General features: G+C 63.1%; 14 protein-coding genes and 4 pseudogenes. 9 read left to right on the top strand and 9 right to left on the bottom strand.

Annotated features, from left to right (window positions below; translation table 11 throughout):
* Positions 1–13: 13 nt before the first annotated feature.
* From LJ725_RS27945 to LJ725_RS27930, 4 genes are all read left to right on the top strand, one after another.
* Positions 14–1459, top strand: a complete 1446-nt coding sequence (locus LJ725_RS27945; protein WP_230554239.1) for a flavin-containing monooxygenase — start codon at positions 14–16, stop codon at positions 1457–1459.
* 78 nt (positions 1460–1537) lie between these two features.
* Complete coding sequence (locus LJ725_RS27940) at positions 1538–2446, top strand: alpha/beta hydrolase (protein WP_230554238.1); 909 nt, start codon at positions 1538–1540, stop codon at positions 2444–2446.
* Positions 2447–2458: 12 nt separating this feature from the next.
* Positions 2459–3715, top strand: coding sequence for a thiolase C-terminal domain-containing protein (locus LJ725_RS27935; protein WP_068190598.1), 1257 nt, complete (start codon positions 2459–2461; stop codon positions 3713–3715).
* A 22-nt stretch (positions 3716–3737) separates the two neighbouring features.
* Positions 3738–4259: a Zn-ribbon domain-containing OB-fold protein gene (locus LJ725_RS27930; protein WP_068190596.1), complete on the top strand. Its 522-nt coding sequence runs from the start codon at positions 3738–3740 to the stop codon at positions 4257–4259.
* A gap of 164 nt (positions 4260–4423) precedes the next feature.
* On the opposite strand, the gene LJ725_RS27925 is transcribed toward LJ725_RS27930, so the two are convergent.
* Positions 4424–4888, bottom strand: coding sequence for a MarR family winged helix-turn-helix transcriptional regulator (locus tag LJ725_RS27925; RefSeq protein ID WP_068190594.1), 465 nt, complete (start codon positions 4886–4888; stop codon positions 4424–4426).
* Positions 4889–5319: 431 nt separating this feature from the next.
* Here LJ725_RS27925 and LJ725_RS27920 point away from each other — a divergent pair, with 431 nt between their 5' ends.
* The 5 genes and pseudogenes from LJ725_RS27920 to LJ725_RS27900 all read left to right on the top strand — a co-directional run bounded on the left by LJ725_RS27920 (position 5320) and on the right by LJ725_RS27900 (position 10253).
* Complete coding sequence (locus LJ725_RS27920) at positions 5320–5763, top strand: MarR family winged helix-turn-helix transcriptional regulator (RefSeq protein ID WP_230554237.1); 444 nt, start codon at positions 5320–5322, stop codon at positions 5761–5763.
* Positions 5760–6866 (top strand): HlyD family secretion protein, encoded by a 1107-nt coding sequence (locus tag LJ725_RS27915; RefSeq protein ID WP_082751729.1) that lies wholly within the window; start codon positions 5760–5762, stop codon positions 6864–6866. Before LJ725_RS27920 ends, LJ725_RS27915 begins: the two co-directional genes overlap by 4 nt.
* Positions 6863–8374, top strand: coding sequence for a DHA2 family efflux MFS transporter permease subunit (locus tag LJ725_RS27910; protein WP_068190589.1), 1512 nt, complete (start codon positions 6863–6865; stop codon positions 8372–8374). The genes LJ725_RS27915 and LJ725_RS27910 overlap by 4 nt, the downstream gene beginning before the upstream one ends.
* Positions 8375–8510: 136 nt before the next feature.
* Positions 8511–9352: pseudogene (locus LJ725_RS27905) on the top strand (IS5 family transposase).
* Positions 9353–9403: 51 nt separating this feature from the next.
* Positions 9404–10253 (top strand): annotated as a pseudogene (locus LJ725_RS27900) (IS630 family transposase).
* A 35-nt stretch (positions 10254–10288) separates the two neighbouring features.
* On the opposite strand, the pseudogene LJ725_RS27895 reads toward LJ725_RS27900, so the two are convergent.
* The 8 genes and pseudogenes from LJ725_RS27895 to LJ725_RS27860 all read right to left on the bottom strand — a co-directional run bounded on the left by LJ725_RS27895 (position 10289) and on the right by LJ725_RS27860 (position 17529).
* Positions 10289–11347 (bottom strand): annotated as a pseudogene (locus LJ725_RS27895) (IS630 family transposase).
* Between the two features lie 360 nt (positions 11348–11707).
* Positions 11708–11806, bottom strand: a pseudogene (locus LJ725_RS27890) (ATP-binding protein); the annotation flags it as partial.
* A gap of 39 nt (positions 11807–11845) precedes the next feature.
* Positions 11846–13951 (bottom strand): DUF3363 domain-containing protein, encoded by a 2106-nt coding sequence (locus LJ725_RS27885; RefSeq protein WP_068190582.1) that lies wholly within the window; start codon positions 13949–13951, stop codon positions 11846–11848.
* A 350-nt stretch (positions 13952–14301) separates the two neighbouring features.
* Positions 14302–15012 (bottom strand): lytic transglycosylase domain-containing protein, encoded by a 711-nt coding sequence (locus LJ725_RS27880; RefSeq protein ID WP_230554235.1) that lies wholly within the window; start codon positions 15010–15012, stop codon positions 14302–14304.
* 110 nt (positions 15013–15122) lie between these two features.
* A complete protein-coding gene (locus LJ725_RS27875; RefSeq protein ID WP_068190580.1) occupies positions 15123–15638 on the bottom strand; it encodes a S26 family signal peptidase in 516 nt (171 codons plus the stop codon).
* Positions 15635–16099 carry a DUF2840 domain-containing protein gene (locus tag LJ725_RS27870; RefSeq protein WP_068190576.1) on the bottom strand — a complete coding sequence of 155 codons (465 nt, stop codon included), beginning with the start codon at positions 16097–16099 and terminating at the stop codon, positions 15635–15637. Before LJ725_RS27870 ends, LJ725_RS27875 begins: the two co-directional genes overlap by 4 nt.
* A 244-nt stretch (positions 16100–16343) precedes the next feature.
* The gene (locus LJ725_RS27865) at positions 16344–17231 is read right to left on the bottom strand and encodes a replication initiator protein A (RefSeq protein WP_068190575.1); all 888 of its coding nucleotides are present in this window, start codon (positions 17229–17231) and stop codon (positions 16344–16346) included.
* Between the two features lie 13 nt (positions 17232–17244).
* Positions 17245–17529, bottom strand: a complete 285-nt coding sequence (locus tag LJ725_RS27860; protein WP_068190574.1) for a helix-turn-helix transcriptional regulator — start codon at positions 17527–17529, stop codon at positions 17245–17247.
* Positions 17530–17608 lie beyond the last annotated feature (79 nt).

Raw genomic sequence — 17608 nt, 5'->3', positions numbered from 1 at the left:
GAAAGGCGGAAGCGTGAGCAAGCGTTTTGCGATCATCGGTGCGGGCATGTCGGGCATCCTGACGGCCATCAAGCTCAAGCAGCGCGGCATCCGGGACTTCGCGATCTACGAGAAGGCCGGCGGGTTGGGCGGTACCTGGCGGGACAACACCTATCCCGGCCTGTCCTGCGACGTGCCGAGCCACGTCTATGCCTATTCCTTCGAGCTGAAGGCCGACTGGTCGCACCGCTTCTCGCCAGGCGCAGAGATCCAAGGTTATTTCGAGGGCGTGGCGAAGAAGTACGAACTCGACAGCCACTTTCGTTTCAACAGCGAGATCGTACGCGCGGAGTATTGCGACGGGCGCTGGCATCTCTCGATCAAGGACGGTGCCACCGATGTCGTGGATTTCGTCATCTGTGCCACCGGGGTACTGCATCACCCGGCCTATCCCGACATCCCGGGACTCGGCGACTTCGAGGGTGCCTGCTTCCATTCCGCGCGCTGGGATCATTCCGTGCCGCTCGAGGGCAGGCGGATCGGGATCATCGGTACAGGCTCGACAGCGATCCAGATCGTACCGGCTCTGGCCGATACCGTGTCGAAGCTGACACTCTTTCAGCGCACCGCGCAGTGGGTTCTGCCGTTCGCCAACCCCGCCTATAGCGAGGACGAGAAGGCGATGTACCACACCTCCCCGGAGCGGCTGCAGCAATCTTACGATTTCTGGTCGGCGCGCTTCGTTGATACCTTCGCGCGCGCCGTAATCGGCGACCAGGACGAGCTGCGGAAGATCGAGGATGCCTGCCGCACCAACCTTGAGGAGAACGTGGCAGATCCCGATCTGCGGCGGCGACTGACGCCCAACTATCGCGCCGCCTGCAAGCGGCTGATCATGTCGGACACGTTCTATCCGGCGATGCAGAAACCCAGTGTCGCGCTGGTGACCGACGGCATCGACCGGATCGAGGCGGGTGGTGTGCGGACCAAGGATGGTGTCCTGCATGAGCTGGACGTGCTTGTGCTGGCGACCGGCTTCGACGGACATGCCTTCCTGCGGCCGATGGATGTGGTAGGCGAGAGTGGTCGGCGCCTCGCCGACGCCTGGGCGCAGGCCAATGAGGCCTACCGCTCGGTGGCGGTGCCAGGCTTCCCCAACTTCTTCATGCTGGTCGGTCCCAACAGCCCGATCGGCAATTTCTCGGTAGTCCTGATCTCAGAGATTCAGCTGGCCTATATACTGCAGCTCGCCGATTTGGTGCTTGGCGGGAAATGCCGCGCGGTGGCACCGAAGGAGGAAGCGACCCGCCGCTTCAACGTCGCTCTGCGCGAGGCCTTGAAGGGCACGATTTGGGTGACCGGCTGTCGTAGTTGGTACCTCGACCGCAACGGCAATCCCGCGCTGTGGCCCTGGAGCTTCGGCCGCTTCCGTCGGGAGATGGACTCACCTGACCTCGCGGACTTCAATCTCGCCGCCTGAATTCAACTATTCACTCAAAGTCGCGTCATCACAGAACAGCGGACCCACCGGTACAAAACTTCTTGAGAAGGCTAAGAGATGGATGATCTGACGGCATTGATGTCGTTCCTTCGCAAACAACCGTCAACGTCGATCATGACAGTGGCCGAACGGCGCGCGGCTTACGACCGTGCCGAACGAGCCTTTGCTCTGCCGGCCAGCACAACAGTTCGATGCTGGGAACGCAATGGCTTGATCGGAGAGCTGATTGAACCCAAACATCCAATCGACGATCGCATGGTTCTGTATCTGCATGGTGGCGGATATGTGATCGGGTCTCCTCGGTCGCATCGACATCTGGCCGCCGCGATCGCGATTGCAGCAAGTACCAATGTACTTTTGCTCGATTATCGCCTCGCCCCCGAACACCCGTTCCCGGCCGCAGTCGACGACGCCGTCGCCACGTATCGCCTACTTCTGCAGGATACAGGTCAGCGACTGGCTGTTGTGGGTGACTCGGCCGGAGGTGGCCTGACTGTAGCGACACTAGTCGCCGCCCTTCGTGCCGGTGATGCCATGCCTGCGGCAGCGGTCTGTTTATCTCCTTGGGTCGATTTGACATGCGACGCCACTGCACCGCCCCCCGCTACAATCGACGATCCACTTGTAAAGACTGAAGACATATTGGCCTACGCTTCGTCTTATCTTGGAGCCGCTCCGACAACCCATCCCTTGGCATCACCGCTGTTCGCAGACCTTTGTGGACTGCCTCCATTGTTGATACATGCAAGCGCTTCCGAAATGCTGGCGCCTGACTCGATGCGGCTGGCCGAAGCAGCGCGAGTCGCAGGCGTAGACGTCACTTTGGAAATGTTTGAGGGTGTCCCTCACGTTTGGCATTGGTTCTGGCCACGCCTTGAAACGGCAAAAGTTGCTATCGCAAAGGTCGGCACGTTTCTCGACGACCATTTGGATGGAGGCAATAGGCAGCAACGCAAACTGAAATAAGAGGAGGACGTCATGACGATGCCGGCGGACACCGACACAACGAGTCCGAAATATCTGCGCGACAAGTACGCCATCGTTGGCGTCGGCGAGACGACCTACATGCGCGGCTCGGGCATGACGACGCGCGCGCTGGGCACCTGGGCGGTGCGCAACGCCGTCGAGGACGCCGGGCTCAAGCCGTCCGACGTCGACGGCATGCTGTCATACCAGTCGGGCGATTCGACCTTCTCGAACTTCATCGCCGGCGACCTCGGCATCCGGCCCAACTTCTACATGGACGTGTTCGGCGGCGGCTCCTCGACCGAGGCGCTGGTCGGCATGGCGATGGGCCTGATCGAAGCCGGCATGTGCAAGGTGGTCGTGATCTTCCGCGCCATGAACGGCTTCTCGCAGGTGCGCATCGGCGGCACCGGCGCGCGCGCCGTGGCGCCTGTCTCGGGCGACGCCCTGCACGGGCGCGCCTATGGCTGGCAGAGCGCCGGCCAGATGTTCGCGCCCACCTTCATGCGCCACATGTACGACTACGGCACGCGGCCCGAGCAGGTGGCCGCTGTCAAGGCGATCCACAGCGAGCACGCCTCGAACAATCCCAAGGCCTTCTACAAGCAGCGCTTCACCGTCGACGACGTGCTGAAGAGCCGCTTCATCTGCAAGCCTCTGCACCTGTTGGACTGCTGCGTCGAGACCGACAACGGCACGGCGATTGTCGTGACCAATGCGGAGCGCGCCCACGACTGTCGCCATCCGCGCGTGCTGATCCGTGGCGTTGTTGGTAGGTGCAACAAGCCACGCCTCGATATGCACTACCAGCACGGCCCTATCTCGACGGTCGCCGGCCGTTATGCGCGGGAGATCCTGTGGCCAAATTCCGGGGTCGGACCGGAGGACGTCGACGTCACAGGCTCCTACGACGCTTTCACCTTCACCACAATGCTGCAGCTCGAGGATTATGGTTTCTGCAAGAAAGGTGAAGGCGGAGACTATGTCAGCGATGGCACGATTCGCCTGGGCGGGCGGCGCCCGAACAACACCAGCGGCGGTCATCTCTGCGAGGGCTACACGCACGGGCTGAACATGGTGATCGAGAACGTGCGCCAGCTACGCCATGACGTCGACGATTCGTGCCCTATAGGGCCCAACGGCAGGCGCCGCCATACTTACGACTACCGTGAGGGCGGTTGCCGGCAGGTCGAGAAATGCGAAGTGACGGCCAATATGGGCTGGGCGAACCCCGGCACTGGCTCGGCCATGGTCATGCGGCGCGACTGAGCTGTAAAAAAGGAACATTACTATGGCAATCCAAGCCACCTACCTCGACATGCCGCTCGACGCCAGTGACCTCGATGTTGAGAACCTAGCGTATTTCAAACACTGCGCTGCTCACGACTTCCATTTGCACCGATGTGGAGCCTGCGGCCTATTGCGTTATCCGCCAACCACGGCCTGTCCATGGTGCGCCAGCCCAAAGTCGGATTGGGTGCCGGTGGAGGGTAGCGGTGCCGTCCACTCCTACACCGAAGTCCATCATGCCATTCAGCCGGCCTTCAAGAGTCACACACCCTATCTCATCCTTCTGGTCGACCTCGATACGCAGAAAGGTCAACCAAGTGAGCATGAGGCCTTGCGCGTGGTCGGCAACCTCGTCACGCCAGATGGCCGGTTGGCGCCACCGGAGATGGTATGTCGTGTTGGCATCGGTACGCGTGTTCACATGGTGTTTACCGACGTGACTGCGGGCCTCGCTCTGCCTCAATGGACCATCGACGAGGGCGCGACTCAGCCTACCAAGCCGTGGCGTTATCCGCAGGAGTGACGATAGGCCAACAACCACTTTCCAGATTCTCTATTGCCTCGTTGTCATACGGCACGGACGGCGGCATTGGGTGTCGTTTGGCGTAACGGCACCTCCGACCGCGGAGTGAATCTCGCGCCAGATCGACGTGACTTGGCTGATTGAGCGTATGTTACATTGGTAATCTATCTCTCCACCTTGACGCTCCGGTTGGCGGTACTTTCAACTTCAAGAAGATTCCGCCTTAAGCGACGTAGTGTATTGATGAACATCTCTCGTTGTTGGTTCGGCAAGTCCGCCAGCGCTTCTTCCCGAGTTTTGGCGGCCAGAGACCACATGCGAGCAAGCAGAGGCTGTGCCTTGGTGGTAAGGTAGAGTTGTGAGGCTCGCCGATCATGAGGATCGGGTCGCCGGTCTATCAAACCACTTGCCTGAAGGCGGTCGAGCAGGCGGACCAGCGTGATCGGTAGAATCTCCAGCCGGTCGGCAAGCGTGACCTGATTCACGCCTTCCTGACGGGACAGATAAGCGAGCACCCTCCACTGGGCCTGCGAAAGGCCGAGCCGCTGCGCCCGACGATCAAAGTTGCGTCGCAGCAATCGCGCGACGTCACCCACAAGAAAGCCGACACTCTTGTCGGGATCGCGCATCAAAGCACTCCGCACATAATACTTATTACATATCATACACTTTGTATATTATTGCCACAACTATTCATGCAAAGCCACGCTGCGCATCGGCGTCACTTCGCATGCGACCATCTTGACGCAATCCTGCAAATATCCGGAAGCACAAACACCTCTAAGGCTCTATCACGTCCCCCGCGACGCGAAAGCCTCGGCGAGTCAGCGCTGAAGTGAGATGGCGCTGGATTCTCAAGGTGTTGTATCTGGCTGCTAGGGTTGAGAGAAATCATCACTTGGCAGAGCTCGGCCCCAGAAATCTAGCATCTTGTATTGCCGTCTCTAATTCTTCCGTTCTGTCCGCTTGCGACCAGAAATAAATAAGCCTAGCTTACTTACTAATGGCACTCTCGCTAAAGCGATCCACCGAGTCGGACGACCCCACGCGAACCATGGGCATGTTGGTTTACGACGTAGCGCGATTGATGCGCCGCCACTTCGCCACCCAGATGGCCTGGAGTGGGTTGGGTCAATCGAGCTGGCGACTTCTCGTCCACGTAGCTCGCCAACCGGGATTGCGTGCCGCCGATCTGGCCGAGATCATGGAACTGCAGCCGATTTCGGTCAGTCGCGTACTGGACGGCCTCGTGCGTTCGGAGCTGATCGAACGCCGCGCGGATTCGCAGGACCGGCGCGCATGGCGGCTATTTGCCACGCGCAAGGCCCGACCGCTGATCGCACGTATGGAAGATCTGGCGACGGAAACCCGTGAACTGGCGATGACCGGTCTCCGCCCGGAGGATCGATCGACGCTGCTACGGGCGCTGGCGGTTGCGCGCGACAACATGTCAAGAGCTGGCAGGGACAGCCCTCGATCGAAGGCACGGCCGAGACCAGAATGAGCGACGCCCCGCCTCCAGCGATTGCGATCCGTCCCCGGCGATTTTCGCGACGACGAACCCGGGCCCTTCTCCTCGCATTGGTGCCTTTAGTCGCCATAGCGGGCGGCGGATATTGGTACGTCTACGGCGCGCGTTACGTTTCGACCGACAATGCCTATGTGAGGGCGGCGAAGACGACAATTTCAGCGGAGGTTTCCGGACGCATCGCCTCCGTGCTGGTGGGTGAGAACGAAGCCGTCCCCGCGGGACATCCGCTTCTGACAATTGACGACGAAGTGTACCGAATCGCGTTGTCGCGTGCCGAGGCCGAGCGGGCCACCGTGATCGCGCGGCTCGACGCGTTGCGCGCCCAGATCCGGCAGAAGCACGAAGAACTAGAACTGGCCACCATCATGGCGGGCTATGCTGAGCGCGAACACAATCGTGGTGCGACGCTCGCCGCAAGAAGTGTCGTGAGCGTCTCCAAGCTCGACGAAGCCAGAAACCGGATGGACAGCGCCCGTCAACAGATGGCGATCGTTCGACAGGAGATCGAACGTCTGGTTGTGGATCTCGGCGGTGACGAACTGGCTCCCGCCGACCGGCATCCAGCCGTCAGGCAAGCTCAGGCCATGGTAGACGAGGCACGGGTCGCGTTGGAGCGCACGAAGGTATTCTCGCCGGTTGACGGCATCGTGTCGCGCGTCGATTCAATTCGCCCCGGAGACCATGTCCGCCCCGGAGTGCCGCTATTCTCGGTGGTTGCGACGAGTCAGAAGTGGATCGAAGCGAACTTCAAGGAAACTGATCTCACCCGCGTCGTGGCCGGGCAACCCGTGGAAGTGACCGTCGACACCTTCCCCGGCGTCAAACTCCCGGCCGAGGTGCACAGCATCGGGGCTGCGACGGGAGCGGAATTCGCCCTCATTCCGCCGCAGAACGCGAGCGGAAACTGGGTCAAGATTGTCCAGAGAATTCCAGTTCGCATCCGACTTCTGGAGGCGCGGTCGCTCCCATTGTTGCGCGCCGGGATGAGCGCGCAGGTGACGATCGACACCGGCTATAATCGACCCTTGCCTAGCCTGGTCGCCCGTGCCGTAGGGCGTGCGGGCAACGCTGAGTGAGCGACGCGGGCTCTGGTCCGCGCGTCAGCCGGGCCGGTATCACGGCGTCGGTCATGCTCGCGACGACCATCTATGCCCTTGATAGCACGATCGCGAACGTCGCGCTGCCGCACATGCAGGGAAGCCTGAACGCTACCCGCGATCAGGTGTCGTGGACAGTGACTTCGTTCGTGGCGGCCATGGCGATCATGACGCTGCCAATCGGCTTTCTGGCGCAGAGATTCGGCCGACGGCGCGTCTTCCTCGGTTGCATTTTCGGGTTCACGATCAGTTCGATGGCCTGCGGCGCCGCCGGATCCCTATCGGAAATGGTCATCTCCCGCATCCTCCAGGGCGCGTGTGGCGCCGCGATGGTTCCGCTCTCGCAGGCGATACTGCTCGATACATACCCGCCCGAACGGCATGCCTCGGCCATGTCCATCTGGGGGGTGGGCGTGATGGTGGGCCCGGTGCTGGGGCCCATCATCGGCGGCTGGTTGACCGATTCCTACAGCTGGCGCTGGGTATTCTATATCAACCTGCCGCTAGGAGCCCTGGCGTTTCTCGGCATCATGGTTTTTCTCGGCGAATCGCCGAGGAAGCAGGTCCGCTTCGATTGGTTCGGGTTCGTGGCATTCGCGATTGCGGTGGGGGCGCTCCAGCTGATGCTCGACCGTGGCGAAAGAAATGGATGGTTCGAATCAGAAGAGACCATCGTTGAAGCCGCGATTACAGCTGCGGCGTTCTACGTCTTCGTCGTCCATCTGGCGACGTCAGAGAACTCGCTGGTTTCTCTCAAGGTTTTCAAGGATCTTAATTTCACACTCTGCACTACGCTTATGCTGGTGGTCGGAATGGTGTTTCTCGGTAGCATGGTCTTGCTACCCCTGTTCCTTCAGCAGTTGCGTGGCATGACGGTCCTGGATACGGGCATCCTGCTCGCGCCACGCGGGGTCGGCATGATGGTAACCATGGTTATCGCGGGCCGCATGGCCGGGCGCATCGACTCCAGAATCCTGATGTCGCTTGGCATAGTCATGGCCATGATCGCCATGTGGGCGACGTCGGGATTCGACATGAACGTTGATGACTGGTTGGTGACGTGGACCGGTCTACTACAAGGGGGTGGACTTGGTTTCGTATTCGCAAGCAGCAGTGCGCTTGCCTTCGTCACTCTTCCCGGTCAATTCCGCCTCCAGGCGACTGGTCTCTACAGCCTCTTCCGCAATTTCGGAGGTAGCGTCGGTATCGCGATTTCGGTTGGGATGCTCGAGCATTTCGCGGCAATCAACCGGGGCGAGCTCGGTGAACGCCTCACCGTTTTCTCGACATGGTTCCACGACCCCGGAGCAACCATGCCGTGGTTGCCGCCCGGCTTGGTCGGGACCGCGATGCTCGATCTCGAACTGGTTCGACAGGGGTTGATGATTGCCTATCTCAACAACTTCCTGCTCATGGCGGTGATCGGCTTCATCGGCCTGCCGCTTATCGCCTTGCTGCGCACGCCAAAATCCATCCGCCAAGCATAGATCCGGTCAGTGGTTCGGCTAGAGTCAGTTCTTACTCGTACGTCAGTAAGTTAGAGCCCATCCGAAAAGAAGTTGAGTCGGATGAATCAGTTATGATTCACTGCGCGGCACCTGAGGGTTTGAAGGAAGGTGCCGCATGTGGACACAAGAGCATCGCCAATCGCATGACCGCAAAGGGTTGCGCTATCCGAGCGATCTTACGGACGCGGAATGGGCGCTTGTCGGGTCCCTGATCCCGCCGGCCAGACGGGGTGGCCGGCCGCGCGACGTGGACATACGGGAGGTGCTGAACGCGGTGTTTTATCTGCTGTCGACCGGCTGCCAGTGGGACGCCTTGCCCAGGGACCTGCCGCCCAAGAGCACCGTCTACGAATACTTCTCGCTGTGGCGGTCGGATCGCACGCTGCTGCGGCTGCATCAGGCCTTGTATGCCCAAGTCCGCGAGGCCTCGGGGCGCAAGGCCCAGCCGACGGTGGCGATCCTCGACAGCCAGAGCGCCAAAGCGGCACAAAAAGGGGGGCGCCGATCGACCCGCAAGGCTACGACGCGGGCAAGAAGGTCACCGGCCGCAAACGGCACATCCTCGTCGACACCCTCGGCTTGCTGCTGAACGTCGTGGTCCATCGCGCCAGCGTGCAAGATCGCGACGGCACGCGCCGTCTGCTGCGCGATGACGCCCGCCGCTTTCCCTCGATCATCAAGATCTTCGCCGACGCCGGCTATCAAGGGCCCAAGATGGCCAAGGTCGTGGCCGATACTGGAAACTGGCAGATCGAGATCGTCAAACGCACCGAACTGCACAAGTTCGTCGTCATGCCAAAGCGCTGGATCGTGGAGCGCACCTTCGCCTGGATCAGCCGCAACCGCAGGCTCGCTCGTGACTTCGAGCGATATGCCGCAACTGTCGTCGCCTTCGTCCGACTGGCCATGATCCGCATCATGCTCAGGCGCTTGACCAGACTAAACCCTTGTTCCTGAATCCATACTTCTTGGAACGGCTCTTAGACAACAGTATGAAGACGTGCAAGTATGCGCTTCACGATGAAGCGAGATGGCCGCACCCTCGATCACGCGACGCTGGAAGCCATCCGCAAAGTGGCGGGTCAACGTGTTCGCGAGGGCGAGTTTCGACTTTGGCCTATGGACGCGCCAGATCGCCCGCGATCTCATCGCGCAGCGTTTCGGCGTGACGTTGAGTCTGGCGTCGGTGGGAGCGTTGCTGGTGCGGGTGGGATTGACGCCGCAGAAGCCGCTGCAGCGCGCCTATCAGTGTGACCCTGAGGCGATCGCACACTGGCAGCGAGAAACCTACCCGGCGATTGCCCGCCAAGCCAAGCGGGACAAGGCGGATATCTACTTCTGGGATGAGTCGGGCTTTCGCGCCGATGCGGTGCAGGGCACGACGTGGGGCGCCAAAGGGCAGACCCCGGTGGTGTCGGTGCCGGGGCAACGCCAGGGCATCAGCGCCGCGTCGGCCGTCAGCGCCAAGGGGGCGTTCTGGTTCGCCACCTACGCCGGGGGCCTGAACGGAGCCCTGTTCATCACCTTGCTGCGCCGCATGATGCGTGGCCGGCGCAAGCCTCTGCACCTGATCGTCGATGGTCTCCCCGCGCACAGGACACGCCTGGTACGGGACTACGTGAACAAACTCGATGCCAAGCTGACGCTGCATTTCCTGCCCGGCTATGCCCCAGACCTCAACCCCGACGAACTCGTCTGGAGCCACGCCAAACGCACAGGCAATGCGCGCCGGCCGCCGCTCAAGGGCGAGCGCCTGGAACAACGGGTGACTGCACAACTCGCCGATATCGGCAGCCGACCCGGCTTGGTCCGGTCATTCTTCAGGCATCCAAGTGTTGCCTATATTGCTGACTGCTGAGTAAGAGTGAGGGGCGTCATACCAACCGACAGAACTCATGACAGTTCAGCCCATCGCCGGCTGGTGATGGATACGATCCTTTGCGGAGAGGCGAGAAGGTCAGTCCAAGCCTTGCAGCAGGCATCGACGATGGCGTCGTAGGTGTCATGGACGCGCAGGGCGAGGTTGTTCTTGCGCAGGTACTCCCAGACGTTCTCGACCGGATTGAGTTCGGGTGAGTAGGGCGGCAGGCAGAGAAGCGTGACGTTGTCTGGCGGATCCAGAGTGTGGCTGGTGTGCCATCCAGCGCCGTCGAGCACGAGGATGGCATGGGTTCCGGGAGCCACCGCGCGGCCGATCTCCTGGAGATGGAGGTTCATGGCTTCGCTATCGGCATAGGGCATCACCAGGGCAGCACCGACGGCGCGCTCGGGGCAGACCGGCACCGAACAGGTAGGCCCACTCGTAGCAGGTATCGCGCGGGGCGCGAGGCCGCGAGCCGATGCGGGCCCATAGGCGGGTCAGGGTGCCCTTTTTGCCGATCCGCGCTTCGTCCTGGAACCAGACCTCTATCGGCTTGCCGTTGGCGGTGGCGGGAAGCGCCTCTTTCACCAGGCTTGCGAAGTTTTTTTAAACGCCTGCTGCTCTGCCTCGTCGGTCTGCGGATGGCGTGGCCGCACCGACAGACGCGTGAACTCGAGCTGTCCGAGAATCCGGCCGACCTGGCGCTCCGAGAGATCGACATCGAAGCGCGCCTTGATCTCGGCCTGGAGATCGACGCAGCGCCAGCGCACCACGCCATGCACCTCGATATCCGGGCCTTCTTCGACCAGCCGCGCAAGCTCGGCCAGATGCACGGCGTTCAGCCGCGGCGGCCGCCCCGAGCGCGGCAGGTCGAGCAGCCCTTCCACTCCCGCCTCGTTGTAGCGGATCACCCAGTCCCGCAATGTCTGGCGGTCCATCCCGCCCGCCCGGGCCGCGTCCGTCCGAGAGGCCCCGTCCAGCACCAGCGCCAGCGCCAACAGACGGCACGCTTGCTGGACGTCCTGACACCGACGGGCATGACCGCGAAGGGCCTCCGCCGATAAATCCCTCCGCGTTATCGCCAACGACATCCCGACCTCCTCAACGATCTTGTCGCTTCAAAGAATCGAGCCCCGACCTCCAGCGCAAATCACATAAGAGTCACCGGTTCAGACGGTTGGTATAAGAGCCGTTCCGGGAAGAGTTGAAACAAGAACAAGGGCTTAGCCTGGCCAATCCCCGGAACCGACGAGTGCTTCGGCTTCGCGCCACTCGCACGCTACATTCGCAGTGTCGGTTACTTTCCGCCACACTATGCGGATTCCGATGAAGCCGCCCAGGCATTCCGACTTGATGGCGCCCTGTGTTCCGACGTGATGCCGCCCAGGGCGGGGCCTCGCTGGCTGAAGATTTGTGGCACCGACCGGTCGGTTCGGTCAACTCTTGTGGATTTATTTTGTTCGGGTTCGCCGCAGGCTGTCGCCTGACAGGTTGAGCTGTTGAGCGTTGTGGGCGAGGCGGTCGAGAATGGCGTCGGCATAGGTCGGATTGGAGGGCTGGCGTGTAGGTCTGGCGTCCTGGCGCTAGGCTTACAGCCCCAACCCCCGGCTTCGCCCGAGCGCCCAATCCACATCGCCGCCAGGCATGGCGACGCCGGATATGACGCGGCCGATATGAGGTTCAAGGGTAGGCCGCCAGGGGACGAGGCTGAAACCCAGCCCATCATCGATCATGGCGAACCGGCCGCTGGAAAGCTCCGCAGAACCGACGAGCTGGCCGCTGACTTCGTTGCCGGCAATGGCGGGCCGCCATTGCCGGCCCCGCTCGCCGGCGAGCGCCCTGCCCGCGCGCTCGATGTCATGAGCCTCCAGCCGCTGCACCAAATCTCTTGGCGCACGGACTCGGCCGTCGCCAAGGTCGGCGGCGTAGCCCTTGTCAGCCAGCCAACGCCGGCGCTTGGCCAGTGCCGCCGTCACCTCGCGGCCGAACCCTTCGTCGGCGACGACCGTGCGCTGCCGGGACGCCAGCTCGCGGTCGAGCCAAGTCGCACCGTCGTGGCCGACCTGCTGCTCGAGGCCCGTGGGCGAGAGAACGCTGATACCGCCGGTCGTCCGGTCCCGCGCGAGATCGTAGGCCTGCCCGCGTTCGGGCAAGTCGGCCGGAACGCGCCACTGGTCGGCGTCGATGCGCTCGACATGGCCCGCCCGGCGCAGCGCCTCCAGGCGCCGGACATGGGATCGGACATAGGCTGCGGGATCGCCGCCCAGACGCTCGACGGTGCCGACCGCCTGCTCCAGATGCCTGGCCGGCCGATAGATGCCCTCCTTGCCGGCAATCGCCAGGATGTTGCGGTCCGAGGCGCGCGGTCCGGCCTGGGCGAACCCCGCCGCCACAATCATGCCCCGCTGCACCTCCTCGGCACGGGCCGGATCAATCTCGAGGTGATGGACACGCCCGTCCACGCCGTCGATCACCAGCCGCACCCGCTCACCCATCTCGTCGCCGCCCAGCCCCTTGTCGAGCACACGGCCGACGATCGGCTCCGTCATCTTCTCCTGGTGAAGGACATAGCCCGCGATGGGCCGGACATCGGCCAACCCTTCCCGGTCCAATGCCCGGTGCATGGTCTTGATGATATCGCCGCGCTCGCCCAGCTCCCGTAAGACAGGCTCGGCCCTGGGCGACACACTCCATCGCCCGGGTTCCAACTCAGTGGCCAAGCCCATGCGTTCCAGCTTGCGTGCCCGCTGGATCAGTAGCGCCCGGTTTTGCCGCAGGCTGTCGAGCATGTCCCGGTCCGGCCGCAGGTCGGCGAACTCGTTGCGGCTCCGCTGCTCGGCGATCAGCATGCGGTCGAGCCGGGTGAAGCGGTCGGCATCGATCTCCCGCTCCAGGCCCCGGGACACCTCCTGCTCGGTCTGGCGGCCGAGTTCCCGGGTCACGAACTCGCTCGCCCGCTCCCGAATTCCATAGGCGATGTAGTCACCCGCGATGTTGAGGGATTTGCCGTCGTCAGTGGCACCCCGGACGATGATGTGGGTGTGGGGATGGCCGGTGTTGTGGTGATCGACGGCGATCCAGTCGAGCCTGGTGTCGAGGTCGGCCTCCATCTGCTTCATGAGATCGCGGGTGGTGGCGTGTGGATCGGAGAGTTCGACACCGTCCTCGGCCGATACAATGAAGCGGAACTGGTGACGGTCCTCGCGACCGCGTTCGACGAACGCACGACCGTCCTCGACATCCCGGCTGGCCGAATAGACCTGCCCCTTCTCCCCGTCCTTCGTCACGCCGTCTCGCTGGAGATAGCGCAGGTGGGCGTCGATCGCCTTGGCGCTGACGAATTGCCGTCCCCGGGCGGCGCCGCGCTGTGGATTGAGCTTCACGACGCGGGCCTTCACCGCGACGCGCCGCGACCGTGTGCGGACGCCACCGTCCCGCCTCCAGGCACTCCGATCCTTCAGCGCCGCCACCACCGCCGCACCGCGCCCCCGCGCATTGAACCGGCCGCTTTCCTTCCCGGTCCCATTCAACCGGGAAGGATCACCGCCGGACCGCCGGATGGCCTGTTGAACCTGGCCTGCGAAGCTGGTCGGGCGGGCCCGCACGCCGCCGACGTGACGTCCGCCAATCCGCGCACTGCCCCGATCCCGGATCGTGCCGGGCCGGAGCCGGAAATCGTCGTCATCGCGTGCCATGGCATGACGATTGGAGGCCGCGCGAGGACCCACAAGAGGCAGACTTCGCGCATCGTCGCGTGGCGTAGAAAAGGTCGTTCCAGCGTAGCGGCGGAAGCTATGCCTTCGAGCGACGGCGCTCGGAGCGTTGAATGCAAACGACAAATCGATTCAAGAGCCGCCCACGCATCGCCACAAGCTGCCGCGATCTGCTCAAGAAACAACGTGCAGACAGGCTTTCAGGCGCATGGCGCCGGCAGCGGGGCAACCCGCTTTATCTTGCCGTCCATGATCTAGTGCCCCTCGACTGATAAACCTCATGAGCACCTTTGCCGGAATGATCGAAAGCATACGATCGCCGGCGCGTCGTATCACGGCAGCTGCCTTGCAATTCCACGGCGCACAAACAGTCCGTCAGCTTGTGGCACCAGCACAGATACGCCGGCAACAGAACGGCCGGCCAACGTTCGGTCTGATTGCGTTCGGAATGATGACGGCATGGCCGCAGAATTGCCCTGGTCATGTGCAGTGAACAGCGGCGAGTCCCTCCACGACATGACGCTACGGCTGAGGGTGATCATGCCATTGGCTTGCCCTTCTCCGATCAGCGGTGCGAGCATGGCGACGTAGAGCTGGGTCTCGGCCGGCAGCTCGCGGCCCGTCGCCAGGTATTCGTCGTAGCGCGCAGGACCTGCATTGTAGGCAGCCAGAAACCCCGGCGAGCCGTAGCGATCGTGCATCTCCCGTAAGTACGCCGCGCCGGCGAGAATGTTGTCGCGAGGATCGTAGGGGTTGGCACTGAACCCATGACGGGCATGCAAATCGGCCCAGGTGTCGGGCATGATCTGCATCAACCCCATAGCGCCTTGTGGCGAGAGCGCCAGCACGTCGCCGCCACTTTCCATCGCCATCACGGCGCTGATCCAGGAAGCCGGCACGCTGAACCGATGTGCGGCTTCAATAACGAAACGCGAGAAAGGATCGGCGGTAGATACGCCTTGGGACTGCGCAACGACAGCGGATTGAGCATGTACTCGCCCAGCAAACCCGGTCGCGCACGACGCCAGCAGGATCACAATCATCGGCGCCGCCAATCGGGCGACGGCTCGTCGGAGCTTGGCCGGGAAGGAGAAAGGGCCGCGGCGCCGCGCGAACAAGGGAGCGGCTGCTTGAACGCGAGAGCGTTGCATGGTCAATCCTCCTTCTCGATCCAGACGGGGTGCGCGCGGCCGATGACGGCGGACGCCGGAAGCGGCCCGAAGTACCGCCCGTCCAGAGAGTCCGCCGACTGCCAGTTCATCAGGAAGAGCTCGCCCGCGGCGATGACGCGGCATCCCTGCCAGACGGGAAGCAGCCGACCCTGTCCGTCGCGTTCGCGCGCCGCGCCCATCGGGGTCGCATCGATCATTACCGTGAGCCCTTCCCTGCAGACGGTCTGCCCGGGAAGCGCCAGGACGCGCTTCAGCAAGGGAACGCTGGGCGGCAGATAGCCGCCGTCTGCGAGGAAGGTCGCGAGGGGCTCTGGAGGCAGGATGGCGACAAGTTCGGTGATGTACCGCTCGCCAGTGGACTGCAGCCGGTAGAGACCCACAGGCACACTTGCCGAGGCGTTCCACACGTAGAGCGGAAGCGCACCCCTGCCGAAGGTTAACGCCAGGGCGCCAACACCGGCGAGCGTGGCCACGAGCACGTGCGCTCGGCCGGTCATGGATCAATCCGCTGCCGAAGAAGCCAGGCTTTGTGCCGCGCCAAGGTGTAGGGTCGGAGCGCTTCGCCGACCGACAGACGATTGTGAACGTGACGCCAATAGTCCGGTGCTGCGTCGGCCGCATCGATGCCCAGCGAGTCGACGATGTCGATCATCTGCAGCACGTGCTTGACCTTCGGCCAGCCGGACGCCCGCAGCAGGATGTCGGCGCCAGGGCGCACAAACGGAACTGTCGCGCAGGCTTCGCTGGCCCGGACGGCACGCAGGATGTCGATCCGCGAGGCCACCGTGCCGTAATCGTTGGCCGCCCAGCGTACGAAGGCAAAGATGCTGCCGGGAGCAAAGGACAGGACACGCCGACGACGATCGAGGATCTGCTCCGCTGCGACACGGCCGAAGCGGATCCAATGCTCGGTCTGCTTCTCGAGCCACTGGAGCTCGACGTGCGTGAGGTCACTCAAGCGGCACCTCCAGCCCGGGTGGGAGGCACGCGTTTGAACAGTTCCCTTACCGGGCAACCTGTTATCCCCGACGGTGGATGAGGCCGGTCCGTTAGACAGATTCCGAAGGAATCTGAGTTAGAGAAGTTACGGCCGCTCCAACCTGTTGAACGCCAAAGACTTTCAGGCGATTGCAGTCCCCGATAGCACGAGAATCGGGTCCCCGATGGCACGATGGGCGTCGTCCCCGATAGCACGAGGCCAGTCACAGCTTGTCCCCAGGACGAGCGGTTGGTGCGTTGCTGCGCAATGTCGTCACGAACGGTTCGCGGAGGATCGGCGTGAAGACCAGGCGTTCGGCGCCCCGGCGCCCGCGCTCGATGAGCAGCCGGTAGCCGGGCAGTGTCTGGCGCCGCACGATCTCGCGCAGATCGTAGGCGAAGTGCTTGAGCGGCGAGAGGCTCCCGGACTTGGCGTGCAGATGCAGGAAATCGAAGCTCCAGCCGCCGGCCTGGCGGCCGCCATGCTTGCGCACGACGCGGTAGAGCCAGCGTTCCAGCCCGCCCGTCAGATCGAAGTATGCCCGGTCGATGGTGAGCACAAGCGCATCGTCCAGGACACCGGCATAGAACCAGTCCGGCAGGATCAGTTCTAGCCCAAGCGGGCGGCCGTTCGGGTCGGCCGTCTCCTTCCATTCGTTGATCCAGGAGAAGCGGTGACGCCGCCGCTCTGCAGGCTGGCGGATCGAGGTCTGCACGGTGGTCGACTGCAGCCGGTCGAACGCCGCTTTCAGGCGGTCATAATCCCGTGCACCGGTGCCGCGGCCGACGAAGGTCAGGATCTCGTAGGGAGTCGCGGCCATCAGGCGGGACGTCTTCAGGCCGGCGTCTCTCGCCTCGACGATCTGGGAGGCGGCCCAGATCAGCACGTCGGCGTCCCAGATGGTGGCCATGCCGTGGTCGGGCACGGCCTCGACCCGGATTGCGACGGTACGAGTACGGTAATCGATCGGCCGGACGCGCTTCGATTTGGCGAGGGAGAAGAAGGGGTAGGCCATGAGGTCCTGCGCGTCGCGCGGGGCGAGGTCACCCGGCAGCGCCCGGAATAGGTCGAGCTGGTCCCGCTCGCTGGCCCGCTTATGTCGAGAGGTCACGCCCCGCCTCCGATCAGCGCCGAAGCCGGGCGGCGGGGACGGGCGGAGTCGCCATATGCCGTTTGGCCGGAAGCACGGTCCCGGCGCCGGGATCGGAGGTCGAGGTCTTGGCGCCGCGATCGGCCCATGCCTTGAGGTCTTCCACGGCATAGACGACGCGGCCGCCGATCTTTCGATAGGTCGGGCCGGTGCCGTAAGTCCGATGCTTTTCCAAAGTGCGCCCCGAGAGGCTGAGAAAGCGCGCGGCTTCAGCAGTGCGGAGAAACCGTGGCGGCAGACCGGCGGCGGGATCGGGCATGGGAGAGCCTCCAGGAACCTGGTGAGAGCCGCCGGCGGTGACGGCGGGAGCACGATCACCGTGGCGGAGGAGGACGGCG

The organism is Reyranella aquatilis (assembly GCF_020880995.1).
Lineage (GTDB): Bacteria > Pseudomonadota > Alphaproteobacteria > Reyranellales > Reyranellaceae > Reyranella > Reyranella aquatilis.
The sequence above is the reverse complement of the archived record's forward strand: the minus strand, read 5'-3'. Positions and strand labels throughout refer to the sequence as shown.

What these genes read in the sequence shown, in the direction of transcription:
- LJ725_RS27940 (WP_230554238.1), top strand. Translation starts at nt 1,538, where the DNA reads ATGGATGATCTGACGGCATTGATGTCGTTCCTTCGCAAACAACCGTCA.
- LJ725_RS27935 (WP_068190598.1), top strand. Translation starts at nt 2,459, where the DNA reads ATGACGATGCCGGCGGACACCGACACAACGAGTCCGAAATATCTGCGC.
- LJ725_RS27930 (WP_068190596.1), top strand. Translation starts at nt 3,738, where the DNA reads ATGGCAATCCAAGCCACCTACCTCGACATGCCGCTCGACGCCAGTGAC.
- LJ725_RS27925 (WP_068190594.1), bottom strand. Translation starts at nt 4,888, where the DNA reads ATGCGCGATCCCGACAAGAGTGTCGGCTTTCTTGTGGGTGACGTCGCG.
- LJ725_RS27920 (WP_230554237.1), top strand. Translation starts at nt 5,320, where the DNA reads ATGTTGGTTTACGACGTAGCGCGATTGATGCGCCGCCACTTCGCCACC.
- LJ725_RS27915 (WP_082751729.1), top strand. Translation starts at nt 5,760, where the DNA reads ATGAGCGACGCCCCGCCTCCAGCGATTGCGATCCGTCCCCGGCGATTT.
- LJ725_RS27885 (WP_068190582.1), bottom strand. Translation starts at nt 13,951, where the DNA reads ATGGCACGCGATGACGACGATTTCCGGCTCCGGCCCGGCACGATCCGG.
- LJ725_RS27880 (WP_230554235.1), bottom strand. Translation starts at nt 15,012, where the DNA reads ATGATTGTGATCCTGCTGGCGTCGTGCGCGACCGGGTTTGCTGGGCGA.
- LJ725_RS27875 (WP_068190580.1), bottom strand. Translation starts at nt 15,638, where the DNA reads ATGACCGGCCGAGCGCACGTGCTCGTGGCCACGCTCGCCGGTGTTGGC.
- LJ725_RS27860 (WP_068190574.1), bottom strand. Translation starts at nt 17,529, where the DNA reads ATGCCCGATCCCGCCGCCGGTCTGCCGCCACGGTTTCTCCGCACTGCT.